Source organism: Streptomyces sp. NPDC006294 (genome assembly GCF_042870895.1).
Lineage (GTDB): Bacteria > Actinomycetota > Actinomycetes > Streptomycetales > Streptomycetaceae > Streptomyces.
The window spans coordinates 226,604-240,188 of sequence record NZ_JBIAHV010000007.1 but is presented as its reverse complement, the minus strand read 5'-3'; the positions used below and the strand labels follow the sequence as shown (position 1 = coordinate 240,188).

The 13,585-nt window shown below is 72.7% G+C and carries 16 protein-coding genes; 6 read left to right on the top strand and 10 right to left on the bottom strand.

Going from position 1 to position 13,585, the window contains the following annotated elements; all coding sequences use genetic code 11:
- Positions 1-77: 77 nt before the first annotated feature.
- Positions 78-1,031 carry a zf-HC2 domain-containing protein gene (locus ACFYOP_RS14685; RefSeq protein WP_356892397.1) on the bottom strand — a complete coding sequence of 318 codons (954 nt, stop codon included), beginning with the start codon at positions 1,029-1,031 and terminating at the stop codon, positions 78-80.
- A complete protein-coding gene (sigE, locus tag ACFYOP_RS14680) occupies positions 1,028-1,798 on the bottom strand; it encodes an RNA polymerase sigma factor SigE (RefSeq protein ID WP_356892399.1) in 771 nt (256 codons plus the stop codon). The genes ACFYOP_RS14685 and sigE overlap by 4 nt, the downstream gene beginning before the upstream one ends.
- Positions 1,799-1,929: 131 nt before the next feature.
- Between sigE and ACFYOP_RS14675 the strand changes: the two genes are divergently transcribed.
- Positions 1,930-2,607, top strand: coding sequence for an O-methyltransferase (locus tag ACFYOP_RS14675; RefSeq protein WP_356892574.1), 678 nt, complete (start codon positions 1,930-1,932; stop codon positions 2,605-2,607).
- An 893-nt stretch (positions 2,608-3,500) separates the two neighbouring features.
- Here the strand turns inward: ACFYOP_RS14675 and ACFYOP_RS14670 are convergent.
- Complete coding sequence (locus ACFYOP_RS14670; protein ID WP_003966491.1) at positions 3,501-3,668, bottom strand: DUF3117 domain-containing protein; 168 nt, start codon at positions 3,666-3,668, stop codon at positions 3,501-3,503.
- A 124-nt stretch (positions 3,669-3,792) separates the two neighbouring features.
- Positions 3,793-3,936: a hypothetical protein gene (locus ACFYOP_RS14665; RefSeq protein WP_388451565.1), complete on the bottom strand. Its 144-nt coding sequence runs from the start codon at positions 3,934-3,936 to the stop codon at positions 3,793-3,795.
- A 66-nt stretch (positions 3,937-4,002) separates the two neighbouring features.
- On the opposite strand from ACFYOP_RS14665, the gene ACFYOP_RS14660 reads away from it, so the two are divergent.
- A complete protein-coding gene (locus ACFYOP_RS14660) occupies positions 4,003-4,806 on the top strand; it encodes an enoyl-CoA hydratase-related protein (RefSeq protein WP_356892401.1) in 804 nt (267 codons plus the stop codon).
- Between the two features lie 233 nt (positions 4,807-5,039).
- Here the strand turns inward: ACFYOP_RS14660 and ACFYOP_RS14655 are convergent, their stop codons facing one another.
- Both ACFYOP_RS14655 and ACFYOP_RS14650 read right to left on the bottom strand, forming a co-directional pair.
- Positions 5,040-5,642, bottom strand: a complete 603-nt coding sequence (locus ACFYOP_RS14655; protein WP_356892576.1) for a DNA-3-methyladenine glycosylase I — start codon at positions 5,640-5,642, stop codon at positions 5,040-5,042.
- Between the two features lie 5 nt (positions 5,643-5,647).
- Entirely contained in the window at positions 5,648-6,001 is a 354-nt protein-coding gene (locus tag ACFYOP_RS14650) for a DivIVA domain-containing protein (protein ID WP_356892403.1), read from the bottom strand.
- Positions 6,002-6,160: 159 nt separating this feature from the next.
- Here ACFYOP_RS14650 and folP point away from each other — a divergent pair, with 159 nt between their 5' ends.
- A complete protein-coding gene (gene folP / locus ACFYOP_RS14645; RefSeq protein ID WP_356892405.1) occupies positions 6,161-7,021 on the top strand; it encodes a dihydropteroate synthase in 861 nt (286 codons plus the stop codon).
- A gap of 62 nt (positions 7,022-7,083) precedes the next feature.
- On the opposite strand, the gene ACFYOP_RS14640 is transcribed toward folP, so the two are convergent.
- Together ACFYOP_RS14640 and dapE are read right to left on the bottom strand one after the other, a co-directional pair.
- Positions 7,084-7,833 (bottom strand): TIGR00730 family Rossman fold protein, encoded by a 750-nt coding sequence (locus ACFYOP_RS14640; protein ID WP_356892407.1) that lies wholly within the window; start codon positions 7,831-7,833, stop codon positions 7,084-7,086.
- A 97-nt stretch (positions 7,834-7,930) separates the two neighbouring features.
- Positions 7,931-9,010 (bottom strand): succinyl-diaminopimelate desuccinylase, encoded by a 1,080-nt coding sequence (dapE, locus tag ACFYOP_RS14635; protein WP_356892409.1) that lies wholly within the window; start codon positions 9,008-9,010, stop codon positions 7,931-7,933.
- 82 nt (positions 9,011-9,092) lie between these two features.
- Between dapE and ACFYOP_RS14630 the strand changes: the two genes are divergently transcribed.
- Together ACFYOP_RS14630 and ACFYOP_RS14625 are read left to right on the top strand one after the other, a co-directional pair.
- Positions 9,093-10,061 carry a hypothetical protein gene (locus ACFYOP_RS14630; protein WP_356892411.1) on the top strand — a complete coding sequence of 323 codons (969 nt, stop codon included), beginning with the start codon at positions 9,093-9,095 and terminating at the stop codon, positions 10,059-10,061.
- A 295-nt stretch (positions 10,062-10,356) separates the two neighbouring features.
- The gene (locus tag ACFYOP_RS14625) at positions 10,357-10,782 is read left to right on the top strand and encodes an ATP-binding protein (RefSeq protein WP_356892413.1); all 426 of its coding nucleotides are present in this window, start codon (positions 10,357-10,359) and stop codon (positions 10,780-10,782) included.
- Between the two features lie 86 nt (positions 10,783-10,868).
- Here ACFYOP_RS14625 and ACFYOP_RS14620 read toward each other — a convergent pair whose 3' ends face one another.
- Together ACFYOP_RS14620 and fdxA are read right to left on the bottom strand one after the other, a co-directional pair.
- The gene (locus ACFYOP_RS14620) at positions 10,869-11,975 is read right to left on the bottom strand and encodes a bifunctional succinyldiaminopimelate transaminase/glutamate-prephenate aminotransferase (RefSeq protein ID WP_356892415.1); all 1,107 of its coding nucleotides are present in this window, start codon (positions 11,973-11,975) and stop codon (positions 10,869-10,871) included.
- Between the two features lie 157 nt (positions 11,976-12,132).
- On the bottom strand, positions 12,133-12,453 hold the full coding sequence (fdxA, locus tag ACFYOP_RS14615) for a ferredoxin (RefSeq protein WP_003985062.1): 321 nt from the start codon (positions 12,451-12,453) through the stop codon (positions 12,133-12,135).
- Between the two features lie 114 nt (positions 12,454-12,567).
- Between fdxA and ACFYOP_RS14610 the strand changes: the two genes are divergently transcribed.
- A complete protein-coding gene (locus tag ACFYOP_RS14610; RefSeq protein ID WP_356892417.1) occupies positions 12,568-13,575 on the top strand; it encodes a GNAT family N-acetyltransferase in 1,008 nt (335 codons plus the stop codon).
- Positions 13,576-13,585: the final 10 nt, after the last annotated feature.

Sequence of the window (13,585 nt, the reverse complement as noted above, 5' to 3'; positions counted from 1 at the left end):
GCTGAGATTCAACCAGGTTTGCGAATAACCGCGCAGGGCCCTGGTCAGGTCCCGCTCAGGCCCCGCCGGGCCGCCGGTCAGCGCGAGGGCGACAGCGGCGAGACGGACTGCGTGGGAGCCGCCAGATGCATGGGCACGGAAGTGGCCGCCGGACCGACCGCCGGGGCGGCGGCCGGCTGCAACGCGGACGCCGACGGACGTATCAGGGGGGACACCGACGCGGCGTGGGTCAGCGGCGACACCCCGAGGGAGCGGTTCAGCGACTGACCGGCGGGCTCACCCGGCACAGCGGCGACGACCGGACCGGAGCCCTGCCTGGTCTGGCCGCTCCCCGCCCCGCGACGGCGGTCGTCCGTGCCGCGCGGCGACGTCGTGCCGCCGGCGGAACCCGGAGTCGTGCCGTTCGTGGCCGTGGTCGGCGTCGCGGTGCGCAGCGGCGTCACCTTGCTGCCGCCGCCCTGGCCACGGGAACCGGAGTCCGACACGACGTCCAGCGGGACCGCGCCGCCCAGGGCGATGGCGGCGAAGGAGACGGCGCTGGCCGCCGCGAACGCGAAGCGTCTGCGGCGCCACGGCGAGCGCTCAGCCTCGGCGCGGCCCACCTCGTGGATCCGGAAGCCGCTCCCGCCACCCGGCAGGACGGCCGCGTGGGCGCCCCCGGGGACGTAGGCGAACGTCTCCGCGCGGGGGTCGCGCGGTCTTCCCGCGGACGGGTTCAGTCCTCCGAACATCCCGCCGCCCGTCATACGGCCGCCGCCGAACGGGCCGGACTCGTCGTCGTCCCCGGCGCCGGGGCCCGCGGGCAGCCCTTGCAGCCGCGCGAGCAGCGCCTCGGACAGGGGCGGCGGGGCGGACTGGGCGAAGGCGCTCTTGAGGCGGCGCTGGGCGTCGGCCTCGGCCTTGCACCGCGGGCAGGTCGCCAGATGCGCCAGGACGCGGTCCCTGGCGTCGTGCTCGAGCTCACCGTCGACAAGCGCGGCGAGCCGGTCCCCCAAGTGCTGTTCCGCGGGGGTCGGGCCTGTACCGCTCACGCCGGTCCGACCTCCCCCGCCAGAGCGACGGCGCCCGCGAGCGAGCGCTGCTGCTCCGCACGTGCCTCCGGGGAACGGTGCGACAGGGCCTTGCGCAGGTGGGAGCGGCCGCGGTGGATCCGGCTGCGCACGGTCCCCAGCTTCACGCCCAGGGTCGCGGCGATCTCCTCGTACGACAGGCCCTCGATGTCACAGAGCACGACCGCGGCACGGAACTCGGGCGCGAGGGTGTCCAGCGCCTGCTGCACGTCCGCGTCGAAGTGGCTGTCGTTGAAGACCTGCTGCGGCGACGGCTCCCGGCTGGGCAGCCGCTCGGCCGCGTCGTCGCCGAGGGCGTCGAAACGGATGCGCTGCTTGCGGCGGACCATGTCCAGGAAGAGATTCGTGGTGATCCGGTGGAGCCAGCCCTCGAAGGTGCCGGGCGTGTACGTCGACAGGGAACGGAAGACGCGGACGAAGACCTCTTGCGTGAGGTCCTCCGCGTCGTGCTGGTTCCCCGTGAGGCGGTATGCGAGGCGATAGACCCGTGCGCTGTGCGTGCTGACGATCTCCTCCCAGGTGGGGGGAGTCCACGCCTGCGATTCCGCATCCGATGCGAAGGTCGCGGTGGTGACGGAGTCGGAGGGCACGGAACGGTCAGCAGTGTTGGTCACGGATTTCGGCTCACCCACCGACCTGAGAAGGCGCCTCAGCACTCCTCCCCGATCCGCAGGTGCAGCCGCACCTCCCCTATCGGCTCTGGTGGTGTCCAGCGGAGCCCCTACCATAGCCACCTCGCCCGTTAGCTCCGGATAAGAATCTTTACGAGGATTTGGGTCCGGCTTCCGGCCCCGCTCCACGTGCTTCCTTCTGCCCTGAACAACGGCCGGTCCCATCTGCGGGTTCCCGCGCGCAGCGGATACAGTCAGCGTCGCGCCAACTACGGGGACGGGAGAGGGTCATAACCGCCAACCAGCAGACCAGCTGGGCGTTCGCCGACGCCTTCGTCGCCGAGGACGACGCTCTGCACTGGGCCCGGGACCGGGCCCGGGAGTCAGGGCTGCCCTCGGTGTCGCCGGGCACCGGCGCCGCGCTGCGACTGCTGGCGGCCACGGCGGACGCGAAGGCGGTCGCCGAGATCGGCACGGGGACCGGGGTCTCCGGGATCTACCTGCTGGACGGTATGCGCCCCGACGGCGTCCTGACCACGGTGGACCTGGAGCCGGAGCGCCAGCAGTTCGCCAAGGAGGCGTTCCGGGCGGCCGGCTTCGCCGCGAACCGGGCGCGCTTCATTCCCGGGCGGGCGCTGGACGTCCTTCCGCGGCTCGCCGACGGCGGCTACGACCTCGTCTTCTGCGACGGCGACCGCACCGAGTCCCTCGACTACCTCGCTGAATCGTTGCGCCTGCTGCGTCCGGGCGGGCTCGTCTGCTTCGAGGGCGTCTTCGCCGACGGCCGTACGGTCGACTCGGCGGCGCAGCCGGCGGAGGTGCTGCGGGTGCGTGAGCTGCTGCGTGCGGTCCGCGAGAGCACGGAGCTCCTGCCGACGCTGCTGCCGGTCGGCGACGGGCTCCTCTGCGCGGTGCGCCGGTCCTGACGGGGTCGCGGGCCGGGGGCGGGTGACGCTCTGCGGCGGGCCTGTTCCCCGCGCCGCCCCTTCCCGCTGTCCCGATGTGCGGCTCCGCCGCGTGCCGGGGCAAGCCCCGACCCCGTGCCGCTGGCTGGGCGGCGTGCCGGGCTCCGCCCGGGCCCGTGCCGCTGGGTGGGCGGGGCTCCGCCCGGGCCCGGTACCGCGCTTCGCGCGGTGGCCTCAAAGTCCCCCTACGGCTTGGCGGCCGTGGGTGGGCGCACCTCCCACACCGCCAGGCGTAGGGGAGACCCCCAGGCCGGACTGGAAATGCCGCGACGCGGCAACCGGCCCGAGCCGGGCACATCCAGCCCCGCCGGTGCTCAAGGTGCCGAGCCGGAACGTCCAGCCCCGCCGGCGCTCAAGGCGGCGGACCCGGCACATCCAGCCCCGCCGGCGATAGAGGCGCAGGCCCCGGGGGGCAAGCCCCTGACGGGAGCGGCCAACCCAGCGCCACCGGCGATTGAGGCGCAGGACTCCGGGGCAGCGCCCACAAGACCGGCACGCTCCCAGCTCGCGGGCGTTTGGGCGCGGGAGCGTGCGGCCCGACCACTCCAGCCCCGCCGGCGATTGAGGCGCGGGGTTCGGGGCAGCGCCCCGACAAGCGGGCCAACCCAGCCCCCGCCGGCGACAGAGACGCAGCACCCCGGGGCAGCGCCCCGACGAGACCGGCCAGCTCCCAGCCCTGAGGCGCGGGCCCAGGGGCAGCGTCCCGGTTTCGGGAAGGTGGGGCCCCGGCGGCCGCCAGGCCGCAGGGGCGGGGAGGGGAACAACCCGCCCCAGGCAACACGGCCAGCCCGGGGCCGGAACGCGCAGCGCCCCCGGCATTCGTATGCCGGGGGCGCTGCGAGACTCAGGACGCGTCAGCCGACGACCTTCTTCAGGGCGTCGCCGAGTGCGTCGGCTTCGTCCGGAGTCAGTTCGACGACAAGACGACCGCCGCCTTCGAGCGGAACGCGCATGACGATGCCCCGCCCCTCCTTGGTCACCTCGAGCGGGCCGTCGCCCGTCCGCGGCTTCATGGCCGCCATGCTCGTTCCCCTTCCTGAAACCAGCTCATCGCAGCCGGCGGCCCCATGAGAGGTGCTGTGTCACCGGCATCGAACACATTGCTTCCAGGCCATTATCCCGCATGGCGGGACCCAAAGACCAACATCAGTCGGCATCGCTTGCGCAACGCGCTCTCGCAAAACCACCCAATTCGGCGATGTGCCTGCGATACTTCGCCACCGCTTGCCAGGCGGCACATGGGGATTCTTTGACGGAGGTCATATGTGCAGGCTGGATGATCTCCGTCATGCTGACTCCGATACTGATGTCAGAACGACGCAGAACCACCAGCCGAACCACCTAAGGGGACCCGCCATGGCCGACTCCGTGCTGTACGACGTGACCGACGGACTCGCGACGATCACGATCAACCGGCCCGAGGCCATGAACGCGATGAACGTCGACGCCAAGGTCGCCCTGCGGGACGCGGTGCGGGCCGCGGCCGACGACGGCGCCGTGCGTGCGGTGCTGCTGACGGCGGCGGGCGGCAAGGCGTTCTGCGTGGGCCAGGACCTCAAGGAGCACGTGTCGCTGCTCGCCGCGGACCGCGAGTCCGGCAGCGGGGGGACGATGAGCACGGTCCGCGAGCACTACAACCCGATCGTCCGCGCCCTGACCGGCATGGCGAAGCCGGTCGTCGCCGGCGTCAACGGCGTCGCCGCCGGAGCCGGTCTCGGTTTCGCGCTGGCGGCGGACTACCGCGTCGTCGCCGACACGGCCAAGTTCACGACGTCGTTCGCGGGCGTGGCGCTCACCGCCGACTCGGGAGTGTCGTGGACGCTGCCGCGGCTGATCGGGCAGAGCCGCGCCGCGGACCTGCTGCTGTTCCCGCGCTCGTTCTCCGCGCGGGAGGCGTACGAGTGGGGCATCGCGAACAAGCTCGTTCCGGCGGACGAGTTGGCCGCGGAGGCCGCCGCCGTGGCACGTGCCCTGGCCGACGGCCCCACGGTCGCGTACGCGGCGCTGAAGGAGTCCATGGCGTACGGCGCGGACCGTTCGCTGAGCGAGGCGCTGGACAAGGAGGAGGAGCTCCAGACGAAGGCGGGCGCCTCCGAGGACCACGCGATCGCGGTGCAGGCGTTCCTGTCCAAGGAAGCGCCCGAGTACCTGGGCCGTTAGGGCCTCTCGTTCGGATCCTGCCGGGCTCGCGGGCCCTCGCACCGCACCTCGCCGCGCCGTCGTCGGTCGCCGACTCCCCCGTAGCCCTTCGGGCACGGGAGGTGCCCCCACCGCGTGGACCCCTTCCTCCGCCTTGCGAGGCGTCCCCGCGGCCCTGGCGGGCCTGGGGAGACCTTATGCACCAGGCCCCGCTCACTGATCCGGCCTGATCCGAACGACAGACCCCAGGCCCGCTACGGCCGTGTGCGGCCCGTGCCGCCGCCCCGGAAGACGCAGTCGGCCAGGTGGTCGTCGACGAGCCCGCAGGCCTGCATGAGGGCGTACGCCGTCGTCGGGCCGATGAAGCGCAGGCCGCGCTTCTTGAGCTCCTTGGCCAGCGCCGTGGACTCGTCGGTGACGGCCGGCACGTCGGCGACGGTGCGCGGCACGGGCCGGCGCGCACCGTCGGGCGCGTACGACCAGATCAGGCTGTCCAGGTCGCCGGAGGACCAGCCGGCGAGCACGCGCGCGTTGGCCACGGTGGCCCGGATCTTGGCGCGGTTGCGGATGATGCCGGGGTCGGCGAGGAGCCGTTCCTCGTCGGCATCGGTGAAGGCGGCCACCGAGCCGATCTTGAAGCCGTCGAAGGCGCTGCGGAACCCCTCGCGGCGGCGCAGGATCGTGATCCAGGACAGGCCGGACTGGAACGCCTCGAGGCAGAGCCGTTCGAACAGGGCGTCGTCGCCGTGGACCGGGCGGCCCCACTCGTCGTCGTGGTACGCGACGTAGTCCTCGGTGGACAGGCCCCAGGGGCAGCGGAGTCCGCCGTCCGGGCCCGGCACGGCGGCGCCCGTCACCGCGGTCACCGGCCCGGCTCCTGTCCCGGCTCGGTGAACATGTCGGACCGGCCGGCGGCGGTGGCCTGCGCCCCCGCGAGCGCCGACTCCAGTTCGGCGATACGCGCGTCGCGCTCGGCGAGCTCCGCGCCGAGGCGGCCGAGCACCTCGTCCACGTCGGCCATCCGGTAGCCCCGCATGCCGACGGGCAGCCGCAGCGCGTCGACGTCGCCGCGGCCGACGGGCCGGTCCAGCGGCAGCGGGTCGACCAGCTGCTCGGGCGCGGCCTCGGGCAGTGCCGCGGTGTCGCTCCCCCCGAGCACGACGAGGGTGACCGCCGCGACGACCACGACCATCGCGATCAGCAAGAACCAGAACACGAACGACCCTCTCCCCGGACTTCCCGCTGCTTCCCGTACGACCGTTTCCCGTACGTCCCGGGGAACCTGCCCGAGCGGGAAACCGTCCTGTGCTGATCGTGCCACGGGACACCGACAGCTAGGGTCGCAGGCGTACGAGCACTGAGGAGGAAACAGCGGATGCTGCGGCTGGGACGGCGCGAGTTCGACGCGCACGAGCCGGTGATCATGGCCATCGTGAACCGGACGCCGGACTCGTTCTACGACCAGGGGGCGACGTTCCGCGACGAGCCCGCGCTCGCCCGGGTGGAACAGGCCGTGGCCGAGGGCGCCGCGATCATCGACATAGGCGGCGTGAAGGCCGGTCCCGGCGAGGAGGTCACCTCCGAGGAGGAGGCGCGGCGCACGGTCGGTTTCGTGGCCGAGGTGCGGCGGCGCCATCCGGACGTGGTGATCAGCGTCGACACCTGGCGCCATGACGTGGGCGCGGCCGTCTGCGAGGCGGGCGCCGACGTGCTGAACGACGCCTGGGGCGGCGCGGACCCGAAGCTGGCCGAGGTCGCCGCGCGGTACGGCGCCGGTCTGGTCTGCACCCACGCGGGCGGCGCCCGGCCGCGTACGCGGCCGCACCGGGCCGCGTACGACGACGTGATGGCGGACGTTCTGCGGGTGACGCTGGGGCTGGCGGAGCGGGCGGTCGAGCTCGGTGTCCGCCGGGACGGGATCATGATCGACCCGGGCCATGACTTCGGCAAGAACACCCGGCACAGCCTGGAGGCCACGCGCCGGCTCGACGAGATGACGGCGACGGGCTGGCCGGTGCTGGTGTCCCTGTCGAACAAGGACTTCGTCGGCGAGACGCTCGACAAGCCGGTCAAGGAACGGGTGCTCGGCACGCTGGCGACGACCGCGGTCTCCGCGTGGCTCGGCGCGCAGGTCTACCGCGTGCACGAGGTGGCGGAGACGAAACAGGTCCTGGACATGGTGGCCTCGATCGCGGGCCACCGTCCGCCGGCGGTCGCCCGCCGCGGCCTCGCCTGAGCCGCCGGCCGCCCGGTGCGGCCCCGGAAGCGCCGGGGCCGCACCGGGCGGCGCGGGGACGCCTACCTGCCCGTCTCCTTGGAGACCAGCGCGACCGCCTCTTCCACGTCGTCGGTGACGTGGAAGAGCATCAGATCCCTCTCGGACGCCTTGCCCTGGGCGATCACGGTGTTCCGCAGCCAGTCGACGAGGCCGCTCCAGTACTCCGTGCCGAAGAGCACGATCGGGAACCGCGTCACCTTGCGCGTCTGCACCAGCGTGAGCGCCTCGAAGAGCTCGTCGAGGGTGCCCAGCCCGCCGGGCAGGACGACGAAGCCCTGCGCGTACTTCACGAACATCGTCTTGCGGACGAAGAAGTAGCGAAAGTTCACCCCGATGTCGACGTGCGCGTTGATGCCCTGCTCGAAGGGCAGCTCGATGCCGAGGCCGACGGAGATGCCCTCGGCCTCGCGCGCGCCCTTGTTCGCGGCCTCCATCACGCCCGGGCCGCCGCCCGTGATCACCGCGAAGCCGGCGCGGGCGAGGGCCTTGCCCAACTGGACGCCGACTTCGTACTCGGGAGTGCCGGCCGGGGTGCGGGCGGAGCCGAAGACGCTGATGGCGCCGGGCAGTTCGGCGAGCGCGCCGAAGCCCTCGACGAACTCGGACTGGATGCGCATGACCCGCCACGGGTCGGTGTGCACCCACTGGGAGTCGCCCTCGGTGTCGAGCAGCCGCTGGTCCGTGGTGCCCGGCCTGATCTGATCCCTGCGGCGCAGTACCGGTCCCAGCCGCTGCTCCTCCAGCGCCCGCAATCCCTCGGGGTTGCTCATGACCTGCTCCCTCCGCCGAACATCATCTGCTTTGGCTCAGGGTAGGTCGGCCAACGTGACGAATGGCGAAATCGGGGTGATCAACCAGTATGCGGCGTCAGGAAGTCAGCCAGTCGCGCAGCCGCCGCTCGCAGTGCGTGATCCTGTCCACGGCGACGTGCTCGTCCCGCTTGTGGGCGAGGAGCGCATCGCCCGGGCCGTAATTGACCGCTGGCACGCCGAGCGCGCTGAAGCGCGAGACGTCGGTCCAGCCGAACTTGGGCTGCGCGGTCCCGCCGACCGCCTTCATGAAGGCGGCGGCGGCCGGGTGCGAGAGTCCGGGCAGGGCGCCGCCTGTGTGGTCGTCCACCACGATCTCGCTCAGACCGCAGTCGGCGAAGACCTCGCGGACATGCGCCTCGGCCTCGGCCATGCTGCGGTCGGGGGCGTAGCGGTAGTTGACCACCACAGTGCACTCGTCGGGGATGACGTTGGTGGCCACACCTCCCTCGATGCCGACGGCGTTCAGGCCCTCGCGGTACTCCAGTCCGTCGATGACCGGCCGGCGCGGCTCGTAGGAGGCGAGGCGGTCGAGGACCGGGCCGACGGCGTGGATGGCGTTGGAACCCATCCAGCTGCGGGCGGAGTGTGCGCGCTCCCCCTTGGTCCGCAGGTGGACCCGGAGCGTGCCCTGGCAGCCGCCCTCGACCTGGGCGTCGGAGGGCTCCAGCAGTACCGCGAAGTCGCCGTCCAGCCAGTCGGGGTGGGCCTCCGCCACATGCCCGAGACCGTTGAGGTGTGCGGCGACCTCTTCGTTGTCGTAGAAGACGAAGGTGAGGTCGCGGTTGGGCTCGGGAACGGTGGCGGCGATCCGGAGCTGGACCGCGACGCCCGACTTCATGTCGCTGGTGCCGCAGCCCCACAGGATGCCGTTCTCGTCGAGCCGCGACGGCACGTTGTCCGCGATCGGGACGGTGTCGATGTGCCCGGCGAGCACCACGCGCTCGGTGCGGCCGAGGTGCGTCCGGGCCACGACGTTGTTGCCGTGCCGGTCGACGGTCAGGTGCGGCAGCTCGCGCAGGGCCTCCTCGACGGCGTCGGCGAGGGGCTTCTCGCTGCCGCTGACCGACGGGAAGTCGACCAGGGCGGCGGTGAGCGCGGGGGCGTCGAGGGTGAGGTCAAGCGCGGTCGGATGCATGGTCTCGACGATAGGCGGTCCCGCCCGGCCGTTGTCCGGGACACCCCCCGGGGCCGTCCGGGGGCTCCAGTACGGTGGGCGGGTGCCCGAGACCGCCTCTCCCGTCCGGCGCGGCCGCTCCTTGCGCTTCGCGGCCGCGTTCCTCGTGCTGCTGGCCCTCATCGGTTACGTCGTGGTGCAGTACGTCACCGGCGGCGGCGCTCCGCGCTGCGTCGTGCGCACGGCCGAGGGCGACGGTCCGTCGTACGAACTGTCGCCCGAGATGGCGGGGAACGCCGCGACGATCGCTGCGGTCGGCACGACCCGCGGGATGCCGGAGCGGGCGGTCACCATCGCGCTGGCGACCGCTCTCCAGGAGTCGGCGCTGCGCAACATCCGCCATGGCGACCGGGACTCGCTCGGCCTCTTCCAGCAGCGTCCTTCCCAGGGGTGGGGCACCCCGGAGCAGATCCTCGATCCCGTCTACTCGTCGCGGAAGTTCTACGAGGGCCTGGCCGAGGTGCCCGGCTATTCACGGCTGCCGCTGACCGTCGCCGCGCAGGTCGTGCAGCGCAGCGGTTTCCCGCAGGCGTACGCGAAGCATGAGCCGGACGCCGCGCTGCTGGCCGCGACGCTCACCGGGCGGGCCTCTGCGACCCTGACCTGTGAGACCAGGGACGGCGGCGGACCGGGCGACCCGGCCCAGGTGCGGACGGAACTGACCCGGGCGTTCGGGCCCGGGGTGCTGCCGAAGGCCGGCAGCGGGCGGGGGCGCGCGGGCGACGCGGACGCCCGGGAGCTGACCGTCCCGGTGCAGGCGCCCGTGGGCGCGGAGGAGGCGGCCGACGCGGTCGGCGGCGACCTGGGGCCCGAGGGCCGGGGCGGCGGAGCGGGCGGCAAGCGCGGCTGGGAGCTCGCGCACTGGGCGGTCGCGCGGGCGGACGAGCTGCGGATCCAGGAGGTCGCCTACGGCGGCCGGGTGTGGAGCGCCGGGCAGTCGGCGGACGGCTGGCGTACGGCCGGCAGCGCCGAGGACGGCCCGGACGAGGTCCGGATCCGTATCGCACGCTAGCCCGACACCACCCTCGAACGAGTCACTCCGCTCACCTCCTCCACGGCGACTTCCGGCGGTCGCGACCCGTCGCCTCCGGTGACCCCAATTCCCTTGGAAGCGGCGGGAAGTGACGGTTCACCAGGCGGTCGCACATGGCTGCGTTTGCCCCTTTTCATCCGAGGACGATAATGCGACGCATTACCAACTCTTTACCTTGGTGCACCGCAACTTCCCCCCGCCTCCGCCCGGTTGTCAGGACGTCCGTACACCGGACACGCATCATTCCGAACGTCCTCTCGTCCCAAGGAGCATCATGTCCCTCCCCCTGACCCGTCGGATCGCCCGTGCCGCGCTGCTCGTCGCGGCGGGAGCAGCCCCCGTGGTCGGTGCGGCCGGCTCCGCAGGCGCCATGGAACTCCCGCAGGCCCCGGTCGGCGCACTCTCGGCGCTCGACGCGGACAACGTCGGCAACACGGTCGACGGCGTCTCCAGGGAGACCACCAAGGCGGCCGGCCACGTCGGTGGCAAGACGGCCGACAAGGCCGCCCCCGGGGCGACCAAGACCGTCGGCAAGGCGGCCAAGGCGACGAAGCCGATCGCCAAGAAGGCGACCGGCGGCCCCGCCGGCCAGGCGGGCGGCCTGGTCGGCGGCGCGACCAAGGGCGGCCTGCCGACCGACGCGCTGACGGGCGGCGGCCTGCCCACCAGCTCCCTCGGCGGCCTGCCGCTCGGCGGCTGACACCACGGCACCACGCATGCGGAAGGGCCCCGGGAAATCTTGGGGCCCTTCCTTGTGCCCTGTTGGGCGTGCGCGGCCCGTGCGGCTCAGGCGTCCGCCCGGCCGAGGCGCTTCACGGCGGCCTGGACGCGCTCGTCGGTCGCGGTGAACGCCACCCGTACGAAACGCTCCCCCGCCTCCCCGTAGAAGTCGCCGGGCGCCACCAGGATGCCCAGGGCGGCCAGGTGGGCCACCGTGTCCCAGCAGGGTTCGTCGCGGGTGGCCCACAGGTAGAGGCTGGCCTCGCTGTGCTCGATCCGGAAGCCGTGCGACTCGAGCGCCGTGCGCAGGGCCGTGCGGCGGGCCGCGTACCTGGCACGCTGCTCGGTGACGTGCGCGTCGTCGCCGAGCGCCGCGACGGTGGCCGCCTGCACGGGGGCGGGCGTCATCATGCCGCCGTGCTTGCGGATCTGGAGCAGCTCGCCCAGCACGTCCGGGTCGCCCGCGATGAACGCGGCGCGGTAGCCGGCCAGGTTGGAGCGCTTGGAGAGCGAGTGGACGGCCACCACGCCCGCGTACGAGCCGCCGCAGACGTCCGGGTGGAGGACGGAGACGGGCTCCGCCTCCCAGCCGAGCTCCAGGTAGCACTCGTCGCTGAAGACCAGTACGCCGTGCTCGCGCGCCCAGGCGACGATCCGCGTCAGCTCGTCCTTGGGCAGCACCCGGCCGGTCGGGTTGGACGGCGAGTTGAGCCAGAGCAGCTTCAGCCCGGCCGGGTCGAGCTCGGTCGGGTCGTCGTAGACGACCGGCGTCGCCCCGCACAGCCGCGCGCCCACCTCGTACGTCGGGTAGGCGAGGCGCGGGTAGGCGACCCGGTCGCCCGCGCCGAGTCCGAGCTGCGTCGGCAGCCAGGCCACCAGCTCCTTGGAGCCGACGACGGGCAGGACGTTGGTGTGCACCACGCCCACCGCGCCCAGCCGGCGCTCGACCCAGGAGGCCAGCGCGTCGCGCAGCTCCGCCGTGCCCCAGACCGTCGGGTAGCCGGGCGAGTCGGCGGCCTCCGTGAGCGCCTTCCTGATCACCTCGGGGACGGGGTCGACCGGGGTGCCCACCGAGAGGTCCACGATGCCGTCCGGGTGCGCGGCGGCCGTGGCCTTGTAGGGCTCGAGCCTGTCCCAGGGGAAGACGGGGAGTCGCGAGGAGACTGCGGGCACGGCGGCGCTCACTTTCGGGTCACGGGGCGCTTGTCGGCGGGGCGTCGGTCGGGGGCGTTTCTCGTCATGGGGCCGTTCCGGACGCCGGAGGCGGCGTCAAACGCCTCGGTCCCGTACGGACGACGAGCCGTACGGGACCGGGGACATGCGGATCGGATCAGCCGTTCTGCGGCGGCAGGGCGGCGATGAAGGGGTGGTCCCGCTCGATCAGGCCGAGCTTGGAGGCACCGCCGGGCGAACCGAGCTCGTCGAAGAACTCGACGTTCGCCTTGTAGTAGTCCTTCCACTCCTCCGGGGTGTCGTCCTCGTAGAAGATGGCCTCGACCGGGCAGACCGGCTCACAAGCACCACAGTCGACGCATTCGTCCGGGTGGATGTACAAGGACCGGGAGCCCTCGTAGATGCAGTCGACGGGGCACTCCTCGATGCACGCCTTGTCCTTGACGTCGACACAAGGCTGCGCGATGACGTAGGTCACGCTGTCGTTCCTCCTCGATAAGGGCTGGCTTGCGCGGGAGCGCGGCGTCGTCGATGCCCGCCCCTAGTATCTCCGTTCTTGGTAACGATCCGAACAGGAGGGGCTCACAGAGCTGTGGAATTCACTGCGGGCGGACGGCTCGAAATCCGCATCACACCCGCTGACGTGGGCAAACGTGTCTCAGTACGCCGCTTGAGCGAGGCTGGAGCGCCGGGAGCGAAGTTCACCGACACGGTGGGCGTTCTCGCATCCTGGACCGATGATGTGCTGGTGATCACACGCCGGACCGGTGAGAGCGTCCGCATCCCGGAATCCTCCCTCGTCGCGGGCAAGGTCGTACCGGCCGCGCCCGCCCGGCGCAGGGGCGTCCCCGCGGCGGACTTCCGCGAGCTCGCCGAGGTCACGGCACGTGCGTGGCAGCCGGTGGAGAGCGAGCGGCTCGGCGACTGGCGGCTGCGGGCCGCCGCCGGATTCACCCGGCGCGCCAACTCCGTACTGCCGCTCGGCGACCCCGGCCTGCCGCTGGACGACGCGCTGGGGCGGGTGCGCGACTGGTACGCGGCCCGCGGTCTTCCGGCGTACGTCCAGACGGCGACGGGCGCGGCGGGAACCCAGGAGGAGCTGTGCACCGGGCTGGAGACACGCGGCTGGGAGCGTGAGGTCTCCGCACAGGTGCAGGTCGGGGGGCTGGCGGCGGTGGGAGACCTGGACGCCGACATCGCACGTGTCGTGCTCGCCCGTTCCGTCGACGAGGCATGGCTGCGGCGCTACCAGCGGACCGGTGTGCCCGGACCACATGTGCTCCAGGTCCTGAACAGCGGGCCTTCGGTGTGGTTCGCCTCCATACCGGGCGCCGAAGGGGCCGAGGGCACACCGGCCGCGATCGGCCGCTGTGTGGTGGACGGACGCTGGGCCGGCTTCATGGCGGTGGAGGTGGGCCCGGAGCAGCGGCGTCAGGGGCTCGCGTCGGCGGTGATGGCCGCCCTGGCCCGCCGGGCCCTGGACGAGGGCGCTTCGGCGGCGTGGCTCCAGGTGGAGTCCGACAACGCCGGGGGACGTGCCCTCTACGCCGGCATGGGATTCTCGGTCCATCACCACTACCACCACTACCGGGCGCAGTAGGCCCGGGGGT